Genomic DNA, 19,976 nt, shown 5'->3' on the forward strand with positions numbered 1-19,976 from the left:
TCGCGCAGGCGAAGACCGACCGGTGGCCGCCCTGATCGAGCTGGCCCGTCAATACGGCCGATATGGCTGTCGAAGGATCGCTGCGCTGCCGAGAGGGGCTGAAAGTGCAATGAAACAACCGAGGAAAGGTCGGCGTTCGCAGGCTCACCTAAATGACGGATCGTATATCCACAGCAGCACGAGAAAACCTGGGTTGCTAAGTGAGCTGTCCAAAATCCCGCAACGTTCCTTGGCTCCAAAGACAGAAAAACCCGTTTAGGTGCTTGTTTTTTATCTATTTTTTCTCTGAAAGGTTCGATTTCAAAACAGGTACTCGCCTAAACTGCTCTACGTTGACAACTGGCCGTATTGCGCCGCGTAGTGCGTCATTCCGCCCTTCGGCCCTGCGGGATGACTTCGTAGCCCGGTTCTTCCGGTTCGTCATCCAGCATCTCGGGCGGAAAGCCGGGTGCTGTGATGTCTAGGCCAGTGGCCTCCTCTAACCGCCTGATAATGTTCGGAGACAGTTCTCGTTCGCCAAAACGGGCGATGCCATCGTCGAAGATGCGGATCATCACCGGGTTGATTTCTAGCGGCACTCCGGCCCGGTCGGCCACGTCCTGGAACAACCCGATATCCTTTTTGACAAGGTCCATCGTGAAGGAGATATCGCGCGATCCGTTCAGGATGACCTGGCTTTCGGTTTCATGCACGAAGGATGTACCGGAGGAAATCTTGATCGCCTCATAGGTGGTGTTGAGGTCCATCCCGGCAGCCTTGGCGGTCACCAGCGCCTCGGCACAGGTGATCAGGTTGGCGGTGGCCAGATAATTCGTCAGCACCTTCAGGACCGAGGCCGAACCTAATTCTCCGGTGTGCAGAACTCGCCGTCCCATCGTGGTTAGAAACGGCAAAATCCGCTCGAATGTTTCGCGGTCGCACCCTGCGAAGATCGAAATGTTGCCGGTCGCCGCCCGGTGGCACCCGCCGGACACCGGGCAATCGACCGCGGCGCCTCCGCGTTCGACCACCATCGCGCCGAGACGCATAACCTCAGTCTCATCGGTGGTCGACATCTCCATCCAGATTTTGCCCGGAGCGACCTCGGGCAGCATCTCTTTCATCACGGTGTCCGAGGCGGCCGGGGACGGCAGACAAGTGATGACTGCATCACAATCCCGCATCATCTGCGCCGGGCTTTCGGCAGCTTTGGCGCCTTTGGCCACGTATTCGGCCACCAGATCGGGGGTGAGGTCATGGACCGTCAAGTCAATTCCGTTGCGCAGCAGTGAGCCGGACAGCTTGCCGCCGACATTACCCAAACCGATGAATCCGACTTTCATTTCACCCTCCCGAAGGTCGCCGTTTGTGCCGAGTATCCCTATTGCCTGCCGGAAACGAAAATGAATAATAACACGCGATATAGATAAAAATTTTTGGTGGTAAATGGATCGCCTTCCAAATCCCGTTTGGCTGCGCAGCTTCGAATCCGCTGCGCGCCATCTGAATTTCACCACAACCGCGCGTGAACTTGGCCTGACGCAAACAGCCGTTTCACTGCACATTCGGTCCCTTGAGGCCGAGTTGGGTCAAAAGCTGTTCACACGAAATGCACGGCGGCTGGAACTGACCGAGCTGGGGCAGTCCTATTCGCTGACGGTTCGGCGCGCTTTGGCCGACATTGCGCTGTCGACCAACAGTCTGTTTGGCCCGGCCTCGCGCCAGACCCTGACGATCCGGGCAGCAATTTCGACCGCGACCTATTGGTTGGCTGCCGAGCTGCCTGACTTCTCCGCGCAGCATCCGGGTATTCCGGTCCGACTTGTCTCGCACATCTGGAACGACAGCGGGACGCCCGGCGATGTGGATGTGGAAATCCGGCTGGGTTATGGCGACTGGCCGGGGGTGCGATCCCAAAAACTCACCGACGAAAAGCTAGTCCCGGTCTGTCGGGCTGGGGACGACTCAGCGAAGCTGATCTCCCTGCCGAACGGGCCACTGATTCACATCCTTGGATACGAGGACAACTGGGCGCGGTATCTTCAGGCCAACGGCATAGCGCCGCCCGACCAGCCGCCTCGGCATTCTGTGGACACCACGGTGGCAGCGCTGCAACTAGTGATGGCCGGTGCAGGATATGCCACGATCCTTGAACGGTTCGCAAAAAACGCAATTCGGCAAGGCGCACCGATTGCGATTGCGGGTCCGGCGATTCCCTTTGCCCAGTCGCATTATCTGGTCAGCGCTCAACGGGCCGCGCAATCCACGGCAGCGGCGGGTTTGTTTTGCGCGTGGTTGCAGGACCGGCTGGTGGCGGATGCCGCGGATTGACACAAGCTGGTCGCTTTTCTGTTCTATGGGGTTTCTACCCCTGTCTCGCGCTTGACAAGGCCCCTGCCCGTGCCGCATGTCGCTTGCGTTGGTGTCCATCCCAGGATGGATGAAAAGGGAATGCGTCAACGGCCATCCGTCAAACGCAGCCGCCCCCGCGACCGTGACCGGAGAGGGTGCCCATAGCCACTGGCCGAATTGGCCGGGAAGGCGGGACATCCGACAGAGGCCCGCCTCTGACATCCGCAAGCCGGGAGACCTGCCAGCACGCGAAGATGAAACCGGGCGGGGTGTTCCGGTGTCGGGTCCATGTCGCAACACGTGGCCCGCATGAAACCCCGTCCCCCGCAAGGAGGATTTGGGGGGATGAGAGACATGACCGAGACCGCACCTGTTGAGCTGCTGGTCTGTACCACGTGCCGCCGTGGCCTGCCCGTCGAGGACGACGCGCAACGGCCCGGCTCCCTGCTTCATAAAGCGCTGGAACAAGCGGAACTGCCCGAGGGCATCACGCTGAAAGCCGTGGAATGCCTGTCGAACTGTGATGAAGGTTGTTCCATCGTGCTGCGCGGCGGGCCGGATCGTTGGACCTTTGTCTATGAACACCTCAACGAAAACGACCATGTCGCAACCATTGTCGAAGGTGCCACCAAGTACCTCGCGACCGAGGACGGCCTGGTCAAATGGCGCGAACGCCCCGAACATTTCCGCAAAAACTGTGCGGCCCGCATTCCCCCGATTGGAGCCCTGAAATGAGCAATCTCGAAAAACTCCCCGTCACTGTGATCACCGGCTTTCTGGGCTCGGGCAAGACTACGCTGGTCAAACACCTGATGCAGAACCCGCAGGGCAAGCGTCTTGCCGTTGTGGTCAACGAGTTTGGCGATGTGGGCGTAGATGGCGATATACTGAAATCCTGCGCCATCCCGGATTGCCCAGCGGAAAACATCATGGAACTGGCCAACGGCTGCATCTGCTGCACCGTAGCCGATGATTTCATTCCCACTATCGAGGCCCTGATGGCGCTGGAACCGCGCCCCGATCACATCCTGATCGAAACCTCGGGCTTGGCCCTGCCCAAGCCGCTGCTGAAGGCGTTCGACTGGCCTGATATCCGCTCGAAGATCACCGTGGATGGCGTGATCGCTCTGGCCGATGCCGAGGCCGTCGCCGCCGGTCGTTTTGCCCCTAATGTCGAAGCCGTTGATGCCCAGCGCCTGGCCGATGACTCGATCGATCACGAAACGCCCCTGTCCGAAGTGTTCGAGGACCAGATTTCGTGTGCCGATATCATCCTGCTGACCAAGCCTGATCTGGCGGGTCCCGAAGGTGTGGCCAAGGCAAAAGAGATCATCGCCGCCGAGGCGCCGCGCTCCCTGCCCGTCGTCGAAGTGGCCGAAGGTGTAGTGGATGTCCGCGTTGTGCTGGGTTTGGAAGCAGCAGCCGAGGACGACATGGACGCCCGCCCATCGCACCACGACGGTCATCACGACCATGAGCATGACGATTTCGAAAGCATCATCGTCGAGTTGCCGGAACAGACCGATCCGGCCCAACTGGTCGCCAATATCGAACGTCTGGCCAATGAGTTGAACATCCTGCGGGTCAAAGGCTATGCCGCCGTTCAGGGCAAGCCGATGCGTCTATTGGTTCAGGCCGTCGGTGCCCGTGTACGTCACCAGTACGACCGCCCCTGGGAACCCGGCGAGGATCGTCGCTCGCGTCTGGTGGTGATTGCCGAGCATGACGACATCAAAGAGGCCGCGATCCGCGATATCCTCGTGGGCGTGACCGAGGCCGCCGAGTAAGCCATGCACGTCGTCTTCCGCGAAAGCCACGGGTTAGAAGAAACCGAGCCCCCGACCGATCTGGGCCAAAGCCCGGCGGATCTGGTTGTGCTGTCCTTTTCCGACAGCGACCTTGGTGCTTTCGCGGCGGGCTGGCATCGTGGTGGCGGTCCCGAGGGGCGGATGCCGACGATGCGGCTGGCCAACCTGACGGCGCTGAAACACCCTCTGTCTGTCGACACATATGTTGAACAGACTCTGGAGGGTGCAAAGGGCATCCTGATCCGCTTGATCGGCGGTGTTCCTTATTGGTCTTACGGCTTGCAGCAGGTTCTGGCGCTGGCGCAGGCCAAAGGCATCGCGCTGGCCGTTCTGCCTGCGGATGGGCGTGAGGACACGCGGCTGGATGATTACTCCACCCTACCGGTCTCGACCCTGCGCCGCTTGGCGCATCTGTGTGACACTGGCGGCGAGGTTGCAGCACAGGCTGCACTGGCGCAGATGGCGCTGGCGGCAGGTCTCTATGCCGGCCCGGTGATGGGCGCAAAGACCTTACCCGACTGCGGTGTCTGGTGCCCGGACCGCGGCGTGATCCCGGTGGACAAGGCGTTCACAAGCGATGCGAGACGTATCCTTGTCACCTTCTACCGCGCCTATCTGACATCGGCCGACACTGCTCCGGTCGCCGCCCTGATCCGCAGCCTACGGGACCGGGGACTGGATGCGATTGGCCTGTTCGCTCCTTCGTTGAAAGCGCCAGCCGCCGCTGAATGGCTGCGTGAACAGGTCGTTGTATCGGAGCCCTCAGCGATCATCAACGCCACCTCTTTCTCGGGCAAAGGCGCATCGGGCACTTCGCCCTTGGACGCGGCAAACGTGCCGGTGTTTCAGGTCGCCCTCGCCACCTCGCGCCGCAATGCGTGGGCCGAAGCGGAACGGGGCCTGTCGCCTGCCGACCTTGCCATGCATGTGGTACTGCCCGAGGTGGACGGACGGATTTCGGCAGGCATTGCCTCGTTCAAGGAACCCGGCAAGCGCGATCCGCATCTGGAATATTCCCGTTTCGCCCATCGCGCCGAGCCTGAGCGGATCGAAGCCATTGTCGACCGCGTCACCGGCTGGTTGAACCTGCACGACAAGCCCAAGGCGGATCAGGTTCCCGCACTGGTGCTGTCCACCTACCCCGGCAAGAACTGGCAGATGGCCCACGCGGTGGGCCTCGACGCGCTGGCCTCGGCCGAAGCAATGCTGTCTGATCTTCAGGGCGAAGGTTATGACACCGCGCCCGCGGAACCGATTGCCCAAACCCTGCTGGACGCCCGCATTTCTTGGTCACTGGAAGACTATCGCGCCGCGTTGACCGACCTGCCGGAACAACTGCGTGCGGACCTGCAAACAGTGTGGGCCGCCCCTGAGGGCGACCCGGCCTTCGCGGATGGCGCGTTCCACTTTACCGCCCTGCGCCGTGGCAAGGCACTGATTGCGCTGCAACCGGAGCGCGGCACGCCCGAGTTGCGCGATGACGATTATCACGACCTGTCACGCACTCCGCGCCACGGCTATGTGGCCTTCTATCTCTGGCTCCGCAAAGGATTGGGCGCGGATGCTCTGATCCATATCGGTGCGCATGGGACACTGGAATGGCTTCCGGGCAAATCGGTCGCCTTGTCCGCCGATTGCTGGCCCGAGGCGCTGATCCGCGATCTGCCGGTGATTTACCCCTTCATTGTCAACGACCCCGGCGAGGCCGCGCAGGCCAAGCGCCGAATCGGGGCCGTCACGCTGGGCCATATCCCGCCTCCGATGAAGGAAAGCGGCACGCCGGATCGGATGGTGCGACTGGAATCGCTGCTGGATGAGTTCTCGAACGCCGATGGCCTCGATCCCAAGCGCCGCGACCGGCTGCAGGAAGACATCCGCAACGAAGCACAGGCCATTGGGCTGGAAAACGACCTCGGCCTCGATCAGGCCACCTGCACCGCCGAGGCAATCACCCGCATCGACCGCTTTGTCTGCGATATCAAGGAAAGCCAATTCGGTGACGGTCTGCACATCTTTGGCCGTGTGCCCGAGGTGACCGGCAATTTCGACCCCGCGCCCTCGGCCCACGCAGAGCGCAACGCTCTGATTGACGCGCTGGCCGGCAAACGGATCGAGGCCGGGCCGTCGGGCTCTCCCTATCGGGGGCGGTCGGACGTGCTGCCCACCGGGCGGAACCTCTATACCACCGACCCGCGCTCGGTGCCGACCCGCGCCGCCTATGCCCAAGGTGTGAAACTGGCCGAAGAACTGGTCCGGCGACACCTGCAGGAGGAAGGCGATTACCCCAAGGGCCTGATCGTCGATCTATGGGGCTCGGCCACCATGCGCACGGCGGGTGAGGAATTCGCCATGGCGCTGCACCTGCTGGGCGTGAAACCGGTCTGGGACAAGGGGTCCGAGCGGGTCTCGGGCATCGAGGTGCTGCCGATCACCGACCTGAGCCGCCCGCGTCTAGACGTGACCTTGCGCGTCTCGGGTTTGTTCCGCGATGTGTTCCCGACGCTCTCGGCACTGTTCGGTCAGGCGGTAAGGGCGCTGTCAGAACGCGATGAAGCGTCGGACTGGAACCCCTATGCCGGTCAGGAACCCGCCGCTCGCGTCTATGGCCCGGCCCCCGGCAGCTATGGCCTGAACATGACGCACCTGTCCGAGACCTATACGGATGAGGCCCGAATACAGGCGGGCGAAGCGTGGCTGGAGGCCAGTTCCTTCGCGCTGGAAGGTGAGCATATAGCGCCGGACAAAGACGGCATTACAAAACGTGTCGCCAGCGCCGACAGTTTCGTGCACCTGCAGGACCTGACGGAAACCGACCTGCTATTGGCCAATGACTATGCCACGCATGAGGCCGGGTTTGCCGCCGCCAAGAAAATCACCGGCGGCACTGCGCAGCTCTACCATCTGGACAATACCAACCCGGAAAACCCGCGCGCGCGGACCCTGCCCGAAGAAATCAGCCGCGTCGTCCACGCCCGTGCCGCCAATCCTGGCTGGATTTCGGGAATGCAACGTCACGGGTTCCGGGGCGCGGCCGAGATCGCGGCAACGCTGGATCACATGGCATCGTTCGCGCATCTGTCCAACACAGTCGCGCCGCATCTGTTCGAACTCTACCACGATTCCACGCTGGGCAATGCCGAGGTCGATGCCTTCCTGCAAGAGGCCAACCCGCAGGCACATCAGGCCATGAAAGACAGGTTCCTTGCGCTGCTGGAGGCAGGGCTTTGGAACACGCGCCGGAATTCTATCCGGGCCAACCTGGAGGGCCTGGAATGAGCGCGCCAATCGTCCAAGGCTGGTGTCCCGGCGCCCATCGCCCGATGATGTCCGGTGACGGGCTGGTTGTACGGGTACGACCCCGGCTGGCCCGGTTGAGCGCCGCGCAGGCGCTTGGGCTATGCGAACTGGCGGAACGGTTCGGCAATGGCACCATTGACCTGACCAACCGCGCCAATCTGCAGCTGCGAGGGGTGAAAGAGCCCGACCATCAGCCGCTGCTTGCGGAGCTTGCAGCGCTGGACCTGCTGGATTCCGAACCTGGCATCGAAGTACGTCGCAATATCCTCGTGTCACCCTTGTATGACACAAGTGATCTGACCGCGCGACTGACCCAAGAACTGATCAACCGGCTGGCGGAACTGCCTGCCCTGCCCGCGAAATTCGGCTTTGCCATCGACACTGGCCCCGAGCGTCTGCTGGCTGGGGATTCGGCGGATATCCGAATTGAAACCGGTGCCGAGGGCCTGATCCTGCGCGCCGACGGCTGTGAAACCGGGTGCCGCGTGGCGGAATCTGAAGCCATCGACCAGTCGATCGCTCTGGCCGATTGGTTCGCTAAGAATTTCACGCCCGAAACACGCCGCATGGCGCGGGTGGTTGCGGCGCTGGGCTTGCCGCAGGACTGGCACGGTAGCGCACCAGCTGCCATCGGCGCGCCATTGCGACCCGGTGCCTGCGAACTCGGTGCACTTTATGGTGCGGCCTTCGGGCAACTGCCAGCACGGCGTCTGTTCGGCCTGATCGAAGACACCGGCGCGTCGGCTCTGCGGGTCACCCCGTGGCGGCTGATCCTGCTTGAAGGCGGGGCGGCGATACCCGCTTCCGCCTTTGTCACCGATGGTACCGACCCGCTGATGACCACCGACGCCTGCCCCGGCGCGCCGTTCTGCCCGCAGGCGCAAGCGGAAACACGCGACATTGCTCGCGCGCTCGCTCCGCGCGTCTCGGGCAGCCTGCACGTCTCGGGCTGTGCCAAAGGCTGCGCTCGCATGGGAACCGCAGATATCACTTTAGTCGGTGACAATGGACGATTTGATCTTGTCAAACAGGGCCGCGCGGGGGATGAGCCCAGCCAGCGCGGGCTGAGCCCCGAAACACTCAAGACCATGGACTTCACCTGATGCCATATGAATACGAAACCAACGGCGCGGCGATCTATAAGGAAAGTTTCGCCACCATCCGGTCCGAGGCCGACTTGGCCCGTTTCGACGCCGACGAAGAGCAGGTCGCCGTTCGCATGATCCACGCCGCCGGGATGGTCGGGCTGGAAGAGTTCGTACATTTCTCGCCGGGTTTTGTCTCGACCGCTCGCATCGCATTGGAAAACGGCGCGCCTATACTGTGTGACGCGCGCATGGTCAGCGAAGGGGTGACCCGCTTTCGCCTGCCCGCCGATAACGAGGTGATCTGCACGCTGCATGACGAGCGTGTACGCCCATTGGCCGCCGAGATGAGCAACACCCGCTCCGCCGCCGCTCTGGAGTTGTGGCGCCCGCATCTGGAGGGTGCTCTGGTCGCCATTGGTAACGCGCCCACCGCACTTTTCCATTTGCTGAACATGCTGGAAGACCCCGAATGCCCACGCCCCGCCGCCATCATCGGCTGCCCTGTGGGCTTTGTCGGCGCGGTTGAGTCCAAAGACGCCCTGTGGGAGGCGCAACCCGTGCCGTCCTGCATGGTCAAAGGCCGACTGGGCGGCAGCGCCATCACCGTGGCCGCCGTCAACGCCATCGCGAGCCGCGCCGAATGAGCGCGGGTAAGATATACGGTGTGGGCCTTGGCCCCGGTGACCCGGATTTGATGAGTGTCCGGGCCGACCGCCTGCTGCGCAATGCCCGCCACGTCGCCTTTTTTCGCAAACCGGGCCGCAGCGGTCAGGCGCGCAAGATTGTCAACGGCATGATTCCCGAAGGTGCGGTAGAATTCCCGATGGAATACCCGGTCACCACGGAAATCCCCGTGACCGACCCACGCTATAACGAACTGCTTTCGGCCTTTTACAAAAACTGCGCCGCGCATCTGAAATCCCTGTCAGATCAGGGTGAGGAAGTCGTGGTTCTTTGCGAGGGTGATCCGTTCTTCTACGGCTCTTTCATGCATCTTTACAGCCGCTTGCGAGACGAGGCTGATGTCGAAGTCGTGCCTGCTATCACCGGCATGTCCGGCGCATGGACAGCGACCGGCGACCCGATCACCTGGGGCGACGACGTACTGACCATACTGGTCGGCACCCTGCCCGAGGAAGATCTGGCGCAGCGCATGGCGCAGACAGACGCTCTGGTCGTGATGAAGATCGGGCGCAATATCGACAAAGTGAAACGAGCGCTGAAGACGGCTGGTCTATATGATCGCGCGTGGATCGTGGAATTTGCCCAGATGCCGAACCAGACGGTGACGAAACTGTCTGAGGCCTGTGACAAGGTCACCCCCTATTTCTCGATCATCATCGTGCATGGTCAGGGGCGGCGGCCATGAGCGGATGGGTCAAGATCGCGGGCCTTGGGCCGGGTAACGAAGATTTGGTGACACCCGAAGTGTCAACCGCGCTGGCCGAGGCCACAGATATCGTTGGCTATATCCCCTACGTCGCACGCGTGGCCGAGCGGCCCGGCCTGACGCTGCACGCCAGCGACAATCGGGTCGAGATTGACCGCTCGCAGCACGCGCTGCAGATGGCTGCCGAGGGAAAACGCGTGGTCGTCGTCTCCTCGGGCGATCCCGGCGTGTTTGCGATGGCGGCCGCGGTGTTCGAAGCGTTGGAGAACGGTCCCGCCGAATGGCGCGACATCCCCATCGACGTTCTGCCCGGGATCACCGCGATGCTGGCGGCCTCCGCCCGTGCTGGCGCTCCGTTGGGGCATGATTTCTGCACTATTAACCTTAGCGACAACCTGAAACCGTGGTCCCTGATCGAGAAGCGCCTGCGCCTTGCCGCGCAAGGGGATTTTGCGATGGCGTTCTACAATCCGCGCTCGAAATCCCGCCCCGAAGGCTTTGTGAAGACGCTCGAAATTCTACGCGAGGAATGCGAGCCCGAGCGTCTTATCCTGTTCGCCCGCGCCGTATCCCGCACCGACGAAACCATCCGGGTTTCGACCCTTGCCGAGGCGACGCCGGATATGGCCGACATGCAGACGGTGGTCATTGTCGGCTCCTCGCTGACGCGTGTGATAGAACGGAACGGCGCCCCGATCGTCTATACCCCGAGGTTCACACCGGAATGAACCAGCCAGTCCAGAACCTGAGCGACATTCGACAATTCGGTCCGCAGCGGCAAGGCCGGACGATCGATCATCAGCACCGGCACGCCCAGCGCCCGCGCGGCGTCCAGTTTGGCACGCGCGCCGGTGCCGCCCGCGTTCTTGGACACTACCAACTCTATGCCATGCTGCTGCATCAGCGCCCGATCATCCTCAACTGTGAACGGCCCGCGCGCGACAACTACGTTGCAGTTCGGCAGAGGCCGCTCGTCCGGTTCATCAACCAACCGCAGCAGATAGTGGTGGTGGGGCTGGGCGGCGAAATCCTCAAGATGCATCCGACCGACGGCCAGAAAAATGTGCTGCGGCTTGCCGGACAGCGCTGCGACCGCGTCGTTGATATCCGCGACGTGGTGCCACCGGTCGCCTTCCTGCGCTTCCCATGCCGGGCGGGTCAGCGCGGCCAGAGGCACTCCGGTCTCATGACACGCCGCGACAGCGTTGGCGCTCATCTGTGCGGCAAAGGGATGCGTGGCGTCGATCACATGGGTGACCGTGTTGTTCCGCAGATAGCTTGCCAGACCGTCGGAGCCGCCAAATCCGCCTACACGCACCGGCAAAGGTTGCGGGCGCGGTTTTTCAACGCGCCCAGCGTAGGAATAGGTGGCCGGAAGCCCCTGTTCAGCCACAGACTTGGCAAGTGTGTTGGCCTCGGTCGTGCCACCAAGAATCAGGAGATGTGTCATGCATGAAACTCCGTGGCTGACCGTTCTGGGCTTGGGCGAAGATGGACTGGATGGCCTGCCGCCCGCAAGTCGTCAAGTGCTGGAACGCGCCGAAATCATCATGGGCCCGCCACGCCATCTGTCGCTGGTTCCCGAAACCTCGGCGCAACGGATCGAATGGCCTGTACCGTTCGCAGATGGTCTGCCGATCCTGACCAAATTCCGGGGGCGGCCAACCGTTGTTCTGGCCTCTGGAGATCCGTTCTGGTTCGGCGCAGGCTCGGTCATCGCGCGTAATTTCGAGGCCGGGGAATGGGCAGCTCTACCCGGCCAATCAACCTTTTCTCTGGCAGCTGCACGACTGGGCTGGCCGTTGGAAAGCACGCTGACCTTTGGCCTGCACGCGGCCCCGCTGACCCGGCTTCGGCCGCATCTGTCCTCCGGCCTGCGCGCCATCCTGTTGCTACGCAACGGCGCCGCAGTTGCGGAGCTGGCAACCTATCTGACCGAGACCGGATTTGCAGACAGCGCCCTGCACGTGATGGAGGCTCTCGGCGGTCCCCGCGAACGCGCGCGGACCGTGTCGCTGACCGAGGCTCTGCTCGGTAGCTTTGACCACCCTGTCTGCGTCGGGCTTGAGGTCGCGGGCGCAGGGCGCGCTTTCCCGAAGGCCTCGGGCAAACCCGATGAGATTTTCGAAACAGATGGCCAGATCACCAAACGCCCGGTCCGCGCGCTGACGCTGTCGGCACTGGCACCGCAGCGGGACGAGCATCTGTGGGATATCGGCGGCGGCACCGGTTCGATCAGCATTGAATGGCTGATGTGCGACCCGACTCTGACAGCCACCACGATCGAACCCCGCGCAGATCGCGCAGAACGTATCCGGCGCAATGCCGATGCACTGGGACAGGATCGCCTGAATGTGGTGCACGGTACCGCACCGGATGCCTTGATCAAGCTTACCCTGCCCGATGTCGTCTTCATCGGCGGCGGGTTGAGCGCCGAATTGTTGCAGTGGATACATGATGCCCTCCCCGCGGGTACCCGGCTGGTCGCCAATGCGGTGACACTGGAAAGCGAGGCGTTGCTGGCGCAATGGCACGAGAAACTGGGCGGTGAACTGTTGCGGGTCGAGATGGCGCAGGCCTCGGCCCTTGGCCCCCGGCGCGGCTGGAAATCCGCTTACCCGGTGGTGCAGTGGAGCGTCACCCTATGATTGTAGCGGGTTTGGGGTTTTCTTCGGCGGCCACTTTGGACAGCCTGCGCGCAGCCTTCGACCGGGCCAGCGTCGATTGGCAGGTCGAAGCACTCGCCACAGTCATCGACAAAGAAAGCCACGCCGCGCTGACGGAATTCGCGGCATCCACAGGCCTGCCGCTGTATTTCATCGCGCCCGCCGATCTGGCCGGACAGCGCACCTTCACCTGCTCGAACCGCAGCCGCGCCAGCTATGGCACTGGCAGCGTGGCCGAAGCATCCGCCCTTGCTGCCGCCGGCCCCGGTGCGCGGCTGACCTCACCCAGACAAATTTCGGACGACCGGCTTGCCACCTGCGCCGTCGCCATCGGAGGACAAACATGACCGTTCATTTCATCGGCGCGGGACCGGGCGCTGCCGACCTGCTGACACTGCGTGGGCGCGATATCATCGCCTCGTGCCCAGTGTGCCTTTATGCCGGATCACTGGTGCCCGAGGAAATCCTGGACCACTGCCCCGAGGGGGCAAAGATAATCAACACCGCGCCGATGGACCTGGATCAGATCATGGCCGAGATCGAGGCGGCCCATAAAGCCGGACAGGATGTGGCGCGACTGCATTCCGGCGACCTGTCGGTCTGGTCGGCAATGGGAGAACAAATCCGCCGCCTGAAAGAGATGGGCATCCCGGTCAGCGTAACGCCGGGCGTGCCGTCATTCGCGGCTGCCGCGGCCTCGCTGGGAACCGAGTTGACCCTGCCCGGGCTGGCGCAATCGGTGGTTCTGACCCGCACCCCGGGCCGTGCGTCTTCAATGCCCGAGGGCGAGACGCTGGAAAACTTCGCCCGTACCGGGGCGACGCTGGCCATTCACCTGTCGATCGGCAATCTGGACAAGGTGATCGCCGACCTGACCCCGGCCTATGGCGCGGATTGCCCGGTCGCTGTCGTGTACCGCGCCAGCTGGCCGGATGAGCGGATCATCCGTGCTACTCTGGCCACGTTGAAAGAGTCGCTGGACGAGAGCATTTCGCGCACCGCCCTGATCATGGTTGGCCCCGCGCTGGCCGGTAAAGGATTCGACGAAAGCTGCCTGTATTCAAAGGATTACGATCGCCGCTACCGCCCACAGAGCGCCGACAGCCTGTGGTCGAGCTGGAGCCATGGTGATGACTAACCCTCCGGGTCTTCTGATTTCCGCGCCGTCTTCGGGCACGGGCAAAACCACCGTCATGCTGGGCCTGTTGCGAGCGCTGGCCGAGGACGGGCTGGCTGTTCAGCCGTTCAAGAGCGGACCGGATTACATCGACCCGGCCTTCCACCACGCGGCAGCGGGGCGGGCCTCGTTCAACCTCGACAGTTGGGCGATGGGGGACCCGCTGCTAGGCGCCATTTCGGCGCAGGCCGAAGGGGCTGATATCGTGGTCGCCGAAGGCTCGATGGGTCTGTTCGACGGCGTCGCCAAGCCCGGAGAGCTGGGCCACGGGTCCAGCGCCGAGACCGCATTGCGAATGGGCTGGCCTGTGGTGCTGGTGCTGGACGTTGGCGGTCAGGCGCAATCGGCAGCCGCCACCGCGCTGGGGTTTCGGATGTATAACCCGGATCTGCCGTTTGCGGGCGTGATCCTAAACCGCTGCGCCAGCCCTCGGCACGAGCGGCTGACGCGCTTGGGAATGGAGCGCGCAGGTCTGCCGGTTCTGGGCGTATTGCCCCGTCGCGGAGACCTGACCCTGCCCGAACGGCATCTGGGCCTGATCCAGGCGGTCGAGCATCCCGATCTGGAAAGTGCGATTGCCGGTTATGCAGCGTTTCTGCGCGAACATGTGGATCTGGAGGCGATCAAGGCGGCGGCTTCCTCAGGCCCAATGGAGCCATCGTCAGCCGCGCTGCCGCGTCCTCCGGCGCAACGAATCGCGCTGGCCCGGGATTCCGCGTTTTCCTTTACCTATCCGCATTTGCTGGAAGGCTGGCGCGCGGCAGGGGCCGAGATTCTGCCGTTTTCGCCGTTGGCGAATGAGGCCCCTGCACAGGATGCTGATCTGGTCTGGCTGCCCGGTGGATACCCCGAATTGCACGCCGGGACGCTGGCCGCGGCGGAGACCTTCCTGACCGGGCTGCGCAAGCACGCCGAAACCAAGCCCGTCCACGGGGAATGCGGCGGGTACATGGCGCTGGGTCAGGCACTGATCGACAAGGAAGGTGTTCAACACCAGATGGCCGGTCTGCTGGGACTGGTGACCTCGTATGAGAAGCGCAAGTTCAACCTTGGTTATCGCAAGGCGGAACTTTTGGCACCGATGCCCGGCTTTACGTCCGGAGCGGCTCTGCGTGGGCATGAGTTCCATTACTCGTCGATTGTCCAGCAACCGGATGCGCCGCTGGCACGGGTCTTTGATGCTGAGGGGGCCGAGGGTCCGCAGACCGGTTCGGTCCGCGGCAACGTCACCGGCACATTCTTTCACCTGATTGCGGAGGCCACGGCATGAACGGCTTCGTTTCCTTTATCGGATCCGGCCCCGGCGACCCGGAACTTCTGACGCTGAAAGCGGTCGACCGGATGCAGAAGGCCAACGCGGTGCTGTTTGACGACCTGAGCAGCGGTCCGATTCTGAGCCATGCGCACGAGGACGCTGATTTGGTTGGTGTTGGCAAACGCGCCGGGCGGCCCTCGCCAAAGCAGGATCATGTCAGTCGCCTGCTGGTGGATTATGCCAAGACCGGTGCCCGCGTGGTGCGGTTGAAATCAGGCGATGGCGGGTTGTTCGGACGGCTCGAGGAAGAACTGGTCGCCCTGCGGGAAGCCGGAATTGAATACGAGATCATCCCCGGCATTCCCTCGGCCGTGGCTGCTGCGGCGGCAGCCGGTATTCCGCTGACGCGGCGTCTGACCGCCCGTCGGGTGCAATTCGTCACCGGCCATGACGTCAGCGGCCAACTGCCCGAAGACCTGAACCTGCCCGCGCTGGCCGATCCGGATGCGACAACCGTGGTGTTCATGGGCAAGCGGACCTTTCCCTTGCTGGTCAAAACACTCCACGATCACGGACTGCCGCTGGACACACCTGCCTTGATGGCCGAGTCGGTCTCGACACCAGACCAGAAATTGCAGCGGGCGACCATCGGCGCGCTGTCGGAACAACTGGCAAACGAGATCGGCACCGCCCCGGCGCTGATCCTTTATGGGCCGCTGGCAGAGCTTGACGATGTATGACCTGACCCTGATTGGCATCGGCACCGGCAACCCGGATCACGTGACCTTTCAGGGCGCGCAGGCCATCCGCGATGCAGACCTCATCCTGATCCCTCGCAAGGGTGATGACAAGGCCGATCTGGCCGGGTTGCGCGAAGATATCATCGCGGCCGTGACTGACTCGCCACTTCAGATCGCCTATTTCGACATCCCCAAACGTCGCTCGGACGACGGCTACCTGCGCGGCGTGGACGAATGGCATGACGCGATTGCCCTGCGCTGGCATGAGGCGATCTCAGTGCACCCAGAGGCGCAGCACGTGGCCTTGCTGATCTGGGGCGACCCGTCGCTCTATGACAGTTCGCTGCGGATCGCTTCACGGCTGGACCCACAGCCGGAGACGCGAGTGATACCGGGCATTACGGCGCTGCAAGCGTTGACGGCCGCCCATGCGATTCCGATCAACGACCTTGGTGCGCCGTATATTGTTACCACGGGCCGGCGCATCCGGGACGAAGGTTGGCCTGTAAATGCCTCGAAAGTAGCGGTTATGCTGGACGGCGAATGCTCGTTCCAAAGCCTTGAGATGCAGGACTATGACATCTGGTGGGGCGCCTATGTGGGTATGAAAGAGGAACTGCTTATCAAGGGGCCTTTAGCCGACGTGGCGCAACAGATTCTGGAAACCCGCGCTCGCGCACGGGCTGATCATGGCTGGATCATGGATATCTATCTGCTGCAAGAACGCACGGGATTGTGAGTGCGCCGCCCCGTGTTCTCTGTCATCAATAGAGCCAATCATGGTGCTGGAGGTATCACGAATGCGCGCTCTTTGGGCTTCGCTTTGCTGTCTGGTCATGCCTGCCTGGGCCGAAGAACCCCTATCCGGCTGGGCGGTTTACCCGACTGACAAGAGTTATGAGGAACTCGTGGCCGACACAAAGGCTGCGGTGAAAGAAAACGGGCTGATCGTGGTCACTCAGGCCGGACCGACCAAAGCCGCGGCCGCGCGCGGCATCGTCATTCCCGGCAATCTGGTGATCGGGGCCTTCAACAACGACTACGCTGTACGTGTTCTGGAGACCTCGGTCCAGGCGATGATCGAGGCCCCAATCCGGTTCTACGTCACCGAAAACGAGGATGGTACCGCCACCCTATCCTACAAAACGCCCAGCTTTGTGTTTGCGCCCTATGTCTATGAGGGGGGCGAGCCCCTGAGCGACATTGCCGCCGAGCTTGATACAAAGTTTCAGGCAGTGGCGGGAGCCGCAGTCAAATAGTCACACTGACGTGAACCTGCTTGCGTCCGGGCGCGTCCTCCGCAATCTCCTGTGAAACACGTTTTTCGGAGCTTTCCTGATGCAGGACCTATCCCCCCGCGCAGCGGACCTATTGGCCCAACGTCTTTTCGAGGCCGGGTGCCGCCACGCCTTTGGTATGCCCGGTGGAGAAGTTCTGACGCTGGTGGATGCGCTGGAGCAGGCGGGGATCACTTTTCACCTGGCCAAGCATGAAAACGCCGCCGGGTTCATGGCTGAGGCCGTGCATCACCGCGACGGCGCGCCTGCGATTCTGGTGGCCACCCTCGGCCCCGGCGCGATGAACGGGATCAACGTGGTAGCCAACGCGCTGCAGGACCGGGTGCCGATGATCGTTCTGACCGGCTGTGTCGATGCGGATGAGGCGCTGACCTATACGCATCAGGTCATGGATCATGCGCAGGTCTACCGTTCTATCACCAAGGGGACATTCACCCTGACCGCGCAAGGCGCGGACATCGTGGCTGACAAGGCCGTGTCATTGGCTAACCAACCACGCCCCGGCCCGGTTCATATCGACGTGCCGATCTCGGTCGCGGATACGCGCGTATCCGGGGTGAAGCGCCGTCGCCTCACCAAACCCGCCGCCGTCGCGCCCGAGGGGAATTGCGTCGAAAAGGCCCGCCGCTGGGTCGCCGACGCTGAGCGGCCCATCGCCATCGTCGGCCTGGACGTGCTCTATGACGCCTCACGCAACGTGGTACAGGCGTTTCTGGAGCATTTCAGTATTCCCTTCGTGACTACCTACAAGGCCAAGGGTGTGATCCCCGAGGACCATCCTCTCTGCCTCGGCGGCGCGGGCCTGTCACCGCTGGCCGACAAACAACTGGTGCCGCTGGTTGAACAGTCCGATCTGGTGCTGTGTCTTGGCTATGACCCCATCGAAATGCGCCCCGGCTGGCGCGAAATCTGGGACCCCGAGGAAAAGCGGGTCATCGACATCTCTGCCGTGGTCAATGATCACTATATGCATCAGGCGGGACTGAATCTGGTGGCCCATACCGGTGCCACGCTGGAGGCCATCGCAAAAGGCAACCCTGCCCGCGCGACATGGTCGGGTGGTGAGCCCGCGCTGGTCAAGGCCGCGCTGGCGCAGGCCTTCCCAACCGATGACGATTGGGGCCCAGCGGCGGTGATCGCCGAAACCCGCGCCGTTCTGCCTGCCGAGACGCTGGCGACCGCTGACAGTGGCGCGCATCGCATTCTGCTGAGCCAGATGTGGGACTGCCACGAAGAACGCGGGCTGATCCAGTCCTCGGCTCTGTGCACCATGGGCTGCGCCGTGCCGATGGCCATTGGCCTGAAACTGGCCGAACCGGACCGTCCGGTGATCAGCTTCTCGGGCGACGCCGGATTCCTGATGGTAGCCGGAGAGCTGTCGACCGCCGCCGAAATGGGCGGCAACCCGATCTTTCTGGTCTTCGTCGATGCCAGCCTTGCGCTGATCGAATTGAAACAGCGGCAGCGGCAGATGGGCAACATGGGCGTCGATTTCGACCGCCACGATTTTGCCGCCATGGGCCGGGCCTTTGGTGGCAACGGCCATACCGTCAGCAATCGGGAAGAACTGCGCGCAGCGTTAAACGCGGCCGTCAAGGCCGACGCATTCACCGTGATCGCCGCCGAGATTGACCGTGGAGGGTATGATGGCCGTATCTGAGGGACCGCTGAAGGGCGTTAAAGTACTGGATCTTTCCCGCATTCTGGCCGGGCCGACCTGCACGCAACTGCTGGGCGATCTGGGCGCCAGCGTCATCAAGATCGAAAACCCGGCAACAGGTGGTGACGACACGCGGCAATGGGGTCCTCCGTACGTTGAGGATGCAGACGGCAACCGCTCGGACCTGAGCGCCTATTTCATGTCGACCAACCGCAACAAAAAGTCCGTTGCGATCGACATCACCACAGCTGAGGGTCAGGCACAGATCAAACGGCTGGCCTCGCACGCGGATATCCTGATCGAGAATTTCAAACCCGGCGGGCTTGCAAAATACGGGCTGGACTACGCGTGCCTGTCGGAAGAGTTTCCCAGCCTCGTCTATTGTTCGATCTCGGGCTACGGCCAGACCGGGCCGAACGCATCCAAACCCGGCTATGACCTGATGGCGCAAGGCTATGGCGGGATCATGTCGCTGACCGGTGACCCCGAAGGCGCGCCGATGAAGGTGGGCGTGGGCATCTCCGACGTGATGTGCGGAATGTACGCAACTGTCGGTATTCTGGCTGCGCTGCGCCACCGCGATCAGACCGGTGAAGGCCAGCAGGTAGACTTAGCACTGGTCGATACACAGGTTTCCTGGCTGATCAATGAGGGCGTGAACTATCTGACTTCGGGTGATGTGCCACAACGGCGCGGCAATGGGCATCCCAATATCGTGCCATACGACGTCTATGAAACCGCGGATGGTCACGTCATTCTGGCGGTCGGGAACGATGGCCAGTTCCGTCGCTTTTGCGAGTTCATCGACCACCCGGAACTGGCGGAAGACCCGCGCTTTGCCACCAATCCGGCGCGGCTGGAAAACCGTGACGCCCTGAATTCGGTGCTGCGCCCGGCGGTGCAGAGCCACGACACCGCCACCGTCATTGCCGAGCTTGAAACGCGCAAAGTGCCCGTTGGCCCGGTGCAGACGCTGGATCAGGTATTCGCCACAAAACAGGTCGCTGCGCGGGAGATGCAGATCGCCATGCAGGCCGCCCCGGGCGAGGTGAAATTGATCGGGAACCCGCTGAAACTGTCCCGAACGCCTGTAACATATCGCAGTGCTCCGCCCGTGTTTGGGGCTGACACTCAGGCCGTACTGAACGCCAAAAATCCATTCGAAGATTGAAACACAGTGCCCATTTCGGCGGCATGTTGCTGAAACATGCCGTTGAATCGGCGGTTTTTTTCACGTTTTCCACACACGGCATTTCACCAATTCGA

At 62.5% G+C, this 19,976-nt stretch carries 19 protein-coding genes, 1 pseudogene and 1 riboswitch; of the genes and pseudogenes, 18 read left to right on the forward strand and 2 right to left on the reverse strand.

Going from position 1 to position 19,976, the window contains the following annotated elements; translation table 11 throughout:
• Window positions 1-169, forward strand: a pseudogene (locus ACR0IM_RS20830) (IS3 family transposase); the annotation flags it as partial.
• A 196-nt stretch (window positions 170-365) separates the two neighbouring features.
• Here ACR0IM_RS20830 and ACR0IM_RS20835 read toward each other — a convergent pair.
• Window positions 366-1,322 carry an NAD(P)-dependent oxidoreductase gene (locus tag ACR0IM_RS20835; RefSeq protein ID WP_480640000.1) on the reverse strand — a complete coding sequence of 319 codons (957 nt, stop codon included), beginning with the start codon at window positions 1,320-1,322 and terminating at the stop codon, window positions 366-368.
• Window positions 1,323-1,425: 103 nt separating this feature from the next.
• Between ACR0IM_RS20835 and ACR0IM_RS20840 the strand changes: the two genes are divergently transcribed.
• The 8 genes from ACR0IM_RS20840 (at window position 1,426) to cobJ (ending at window position 10,642) form a co-directional block, all read left to right on the forward strand.
• Window positions 1,426-2,310 carry a LysR substrate-binding domain-containing protein gene (locus tag ACR0IM_RS20840; protein WP_480683106.1) on the forward strand — a complete coding sequence of 295 codons (885 nt, stop codon included), beginning with the start codon at window positions 1,426-1,428 and terminating at the stop codon, window positions 2,308-2,310.
• Between the two features lie 72 nt (window positions 2,311-2,382).
• Window positions 2,383-2,591, forward strand: a riboswitch (cobalamin riboswitch).
• A 94-nt stretch (window positions 2,592-2,685) separates the two neighbouring features.
• Window positions 2,686-3,066 (forward strand): DUF1636 family protein, encoded by a 381-nt coding sequence (locus ACR0IM_RS20845; protein WP_480683107.1) that lies wholly within the window; start codon window positions 2,686-2,688, stop codon window positions 3,064-3,066.
• Window positions 3,063-4,118, forward strand: coding sequence for a cobalamin biosynthesis protein CobW (gene cobW / locus ACR0IM_RS20850; protein WP_480683108.1), 1,056 nt, complete (start codon window positions 3,063-3,065; stop codon window positions 4,116-4,118). The genes ACR0IM_RS20845 and cobW overlap by 4 nt, the downstream gene beginning before the upstream one ends.
• A gap of 3 nt (window positions 4,119-4,121) precedes the next feature.
• A complete protein-coding gene (cobN, locus tag ACR0IM_RS20855; RefSeq protein WP_480683109.1) occupies window positions 4,122-7,415 on the forward strand; it encodes a cobaltochelatase subunit CobN in 3,294 nt (1,097 codons plus the stop codon).
• Complete coding sequence (locus tag ACR0IM_RS20860; RefSeq protein WP_480683110.1) at window positions 7,412-8,539, forward strand: cobalamin biosynthesis protein CobG; 1,128 nt, start codon at window positions 7,412-7,414, stop codon at window positions 8,537-8,539. Before cobN ends, ACR0IM_RS20860 begins: the two co-directional genes overlap by 4 nt.
• On the forward strand, window positions 8,539-9,168 hold the full coding sequence (locus tag ACR0IM_RS20865; protein ID WP_480683111.1) for a precorrin-8X methylmutase: 630 nt from the start codon (window positions 8,539-8,541) through the stop codon (window positions 9,166-9,168). Before ACR0IM_RS20860 ends, ACR0IM_RS20865 begins: the two co-directional genes overlap by 1 nt.
• Window positions 9,165-9,893 (forward strand): precorrin-2 C(20)-methyltransferase, encoded by a 729-nt coding sequence (locus ACR0IM_RS20870; protein ID WP_480595363.1) that lies wholly within the window; start codon window positions 9,165-9,167, stop codon window positions 9,891-9,893. Before ACR0IM_RS20865 ends, ACR0IM_RS20870 begins: the two co-directional genes overlap by 4 nt.
• Entirely contained in the window at window positions 9,890-10,642 is a 753-nt protein-coding gene (gene cobJ / locus ACR0IM_RS20875) for a precorrin-3B C(17)-methyltransferase (protein ID WP_480683112.1), read from the forward strand. Before ACR0IM_RS20870 ends, cobJ begins: the two co-directional genes overlap by 4 nt.
• Here the strand turns inward: cobJ and ACR0IM_RS20880 are convergent.
• Window positions 10,615-11,364, reverse strand: a complete 750-nt coding sequence (locus ACR0IM_RS20880; protein WP_480639987.1) for a cobalt-precorrin-6A reductase — start codon at window positions 11,362-11,364, stop codon at window positions 10,615-10,617. The two genes, cobJ and ACR0IM_RS20880, sit on opposite strands and share 28 nt — an antisense overlap.
• Between ACR0IM_RS20880 and cbiE the strand changes: the two genes are divergently transcribed.
• The 9 genes from cbiE (at window position 11,363) to ACR0IM_RS20925 (ending at window position 19,881) form a co-directional block, all read left to right on the forward strand.
• On the forward strand, window positions 11,363-12,562 hold the full coding sequence (cbiE, locus tag ACR0IM_RS20885) for a precorrin-6y C5,15-methyltransferase (decarboxylating) subunit CbiE (protein ID WP_480639985.1): 1,200 nt from the start codon (window positions 11,363-11,365) through the stop codon (window positions 12,560-12,562). The two genes, ACR0IM_RS20880 and cbiE, sit on opposite strands and share 2 nt — an antisense overlap.
• Window positions 12,559-12,927 (forward strand): cobalamin biosynthesis protein, encoded by a 369-nt coding sequence (locus ACR0IM_RS20890; RefSeq protein WP_480683113.1) that lies wholly within the window; start codon window positions 12,559-12,561, stop codon window positions 12,925-12,927. The genes cbiE and ACR0IM_RS20890 overlap by 4 nt, the downstream gene beginning before the upstream one ends.
• Window positions 12,924-13,718 (forward strand): precorrin-4 C(11)-methyltransferase, encoded by a 795-nt coding sequence (gene cobM / locus ACR0IM_RS20895; protein WP_480683114.1) that lies wholly within the window; start codon window positions 12,924-12,926, stop codon window positions 13,716-13,718. Before ACR0IM_RS20890 ends, cobM begins: the two co-directional genes overlap by 4 nt.
• Complete coding sequence (locus tag ACR0IM_RS20900) at window positions 13,705-15,027, forward strand: cobyrinic acid a,c-diamide synthase CobB (RefSeq protein ID WP_480683115.1); 1,323 nt, start codon at window positions 13,705-13,707, stop codon at window positions 15,025-15,027. Before cobM ends, ACR0IM_RS20900 begins: the two co-directional genes overlap by 14 nt.
• Window positions 15,024-15,752 (forward strand): uroporphyrinogen-III C-methyltransferase, encoded by a 729-nt coding sequence (gene cobA, locus ACR0IM_RS20905; RefSeq protein WP_480683116.1) that lies wholly within the window; start codon window positions 15,024-15,026, stop codon window positions 15,750-15,752. Before ACR0IM_RS20900 ends, cobA begins: the two co-directional genes overlap by 4 nt.
• A complete protein-coding gene (gene cobF, locus ACR0IM_RS20910; protein WP_480683117.1) occupies window positions 15,745-16,491 on the forward strand; it encodes a precorrin-6A synthase (deacetylating) in 747 nt (248 codons plus the stop codon). The genes cobA and cobF overlap by 8 nt, the downstream gene beginning before the upstream one ends.
• A gap of 61 nt (window positions 16,492-16,552) precedes the next feature.
• Window positions 16,553-17,011 (forward strand): DUF302 domain-containing protein, encoded by a 459-nt coding sequence (locus ACR0IM_RS20915; RefSeq protein WP_480595372.1) that lies wholly within the window; start codon window positions 16,553-16,555, stop codon window positions 17,009-17,011.
• A 79-nt stretch (window positions 17,012-17,090) separates the two neighbouring features.
• Window positions 17,091-18,710, forward strand: a complete 1,620-nt coding sequence (locus ACR0IM_RS20920; protein ID WP_480683118.1) for a thiamine pyrophosphate-binding protein — start codon at window positions 17,091-17,093, stop codon at window positions 18,708-18,710.
• Window positions 18,697-19,881: a CaiB/BaiF CoA transferase family protein gene (locus tag ACR0IM_RS20925; protein ID WP_480639974.1), complete on the forward strand. Its 1,185-nt coding sequence runs from the start codon at window positions 18,697-18,699 to the stop codon at window positions 19,879-19,881. Before ACR0IM_RS20920 ends, ACR0IM_RS20925 begins: the two co-directional genes overlap by 14 nt.
• Window positions 19,882-19,976 lie beyond the last annotated feature (95 nt).

This window comes from Ruegeria sp. BF6 (assembly GCF_056538665.1).

What these genes read in the sequence shown, in the direction of transcription:
- cobA (WP_480683116.1), top strand. Translation starts at nt 15,024, where the DNA reads ATGAACGGCTTCGTTTCCTTTATCGGATCCGGCCCCGGCGACCCGGAA.
- ACR0IM_RS20925 (WP_480639974.1), top strand. Translation starts at nt 18,697, where the DNA reads ATGGCCGTATCTGAGGGACCGCTGAAGGGCGTTAAAGTACTGGATCTT.
- cobW (WP_480683108.1), top strand. Translation starts at nt 3,063, where the DNA reads ATGAGCAATCTCGAAAAACTCCCCGTCACTGTGATCACCGGCTTTCTG.
- ACR0IM_RS20840 (WP_480683106.1), top strand. Translation starts at nt 1,426, where the DNA reads ATGGATCGCCTTCCAAATCCCGTTTGGCTGCGCAGCTTCGAATCCGCT.
- cobN (WP_480683109.1), top strand. Translation starts at nt 4,122, where the DNA reads ATGCACGTCGTCTTCCGCGAAAGCCACGGGTTAGAAGAAACCGAGCCC.
- ACR0IM_RS20920 (WP_480683118.1), top strand. Translation starts at nt 17,091, where the DNA reads ATGCAGGACCTATCCCCCCGCGCAGCGGACCTATTGGCCCAACGTCTT.
- cobF (WP_480683117.1), top strand. Translation starts at nt 15,745, where the DNA reads ATGTATGACCTGACCCTGATTGGCATCGGCACCGGCAACCCGGATCAC.
- cobM (WP_480683114.1), top strand. Translation starts at nt 12,924, where the DNA reads ATGACCGTTCATTTCATCGGCGCGGGACCGGGCGCTGCCGACCTGCTG.
- ACR0IM_RS20835 (WP_480640000.1), bottom strand. Translation starts at nt 1,322, where the DNA reads ATGAAAGTCGGATTCATCGGTTTGGGTAATGTCGGCGGCAAGCTGTCC.
- ACR0IM_RS20880 (WP_480639987.1), bottom strand. Translation starts at nt 11,364, where the DNA reads ATGACACATCTCCTGATTCTTGGTGGCACGACCGAGGCCAACACACTT.
- ACR0IM_RS20900 (WP_480683115.1), top strand. Translation starts at nt 13,705, where the DNA reads ATGGTGATGACTAACCCTCCGGGTCTTCTGATTTCCGCGCCGTCTTCG.
- ACR0IM_RS20890 (WP_480683113.1), top strand. Translation starts at nt 12,559, where the DNA reads ATGATTGTAGCGGGTTTGGGGTTTTCTTCGGCGGCCACTTTGGACAGC.
- ACR0IM_RS20845 (WP_480683107.1), top strand. Translation starts at nt 2,686, where the DNA reads ATGACCGAGACCGCACCTGTTGAGCTGCTGGTCTGTACCACGTGCCGC.
- ACR0IM_RS20860 (WP_480683110.1), top strand. Translation starts at nt 7,412, where the DNA reads ATGAGCGCGCCAATCGTCCAAGGCTGGTGTCCCGGCGCCCATCGCCCG.
- ACR0IM_RS20865 (WP_480683111.1), top strand. Translation starts at nt 8,539, where the DNA reads ATGCCATATGAATACGAAACCAACGGCGCGGCGATCTATAAGGAAAGT.
- ACR0IM_RS20870 (WP_480595363.1), top strand. Translation starts at nt 9,165, where the DNA reads ATGAGCGCGGGTAAGATATACGGTGTGGGCCTTGGCCCCGGTGACCCG.
- ACR0IM_RS20915 (WP_480595372.1), top strand. Translation starts at nt 16,553, where the DNA reads ATGCGCGCTCTTTGGGCTTCGCTTTGCTGTCTGGTCATGCCTGCCTGG.
- cobJ (WP_480683112.1), top strand. Translation starts at nt 9,890, where the DNA reads ATGAGCGGATGGGTCAAGATCGCGGGCCTTGGGCCGGGTAACGAAGAT.
- cbiE (WP_480639985.1), top strand. Translation starts at nt 11,363, where the DNA reads ATGCATGAAACTCCGTGGCTGACCGTTCTGGGCTTGGGCGAAGATGGA.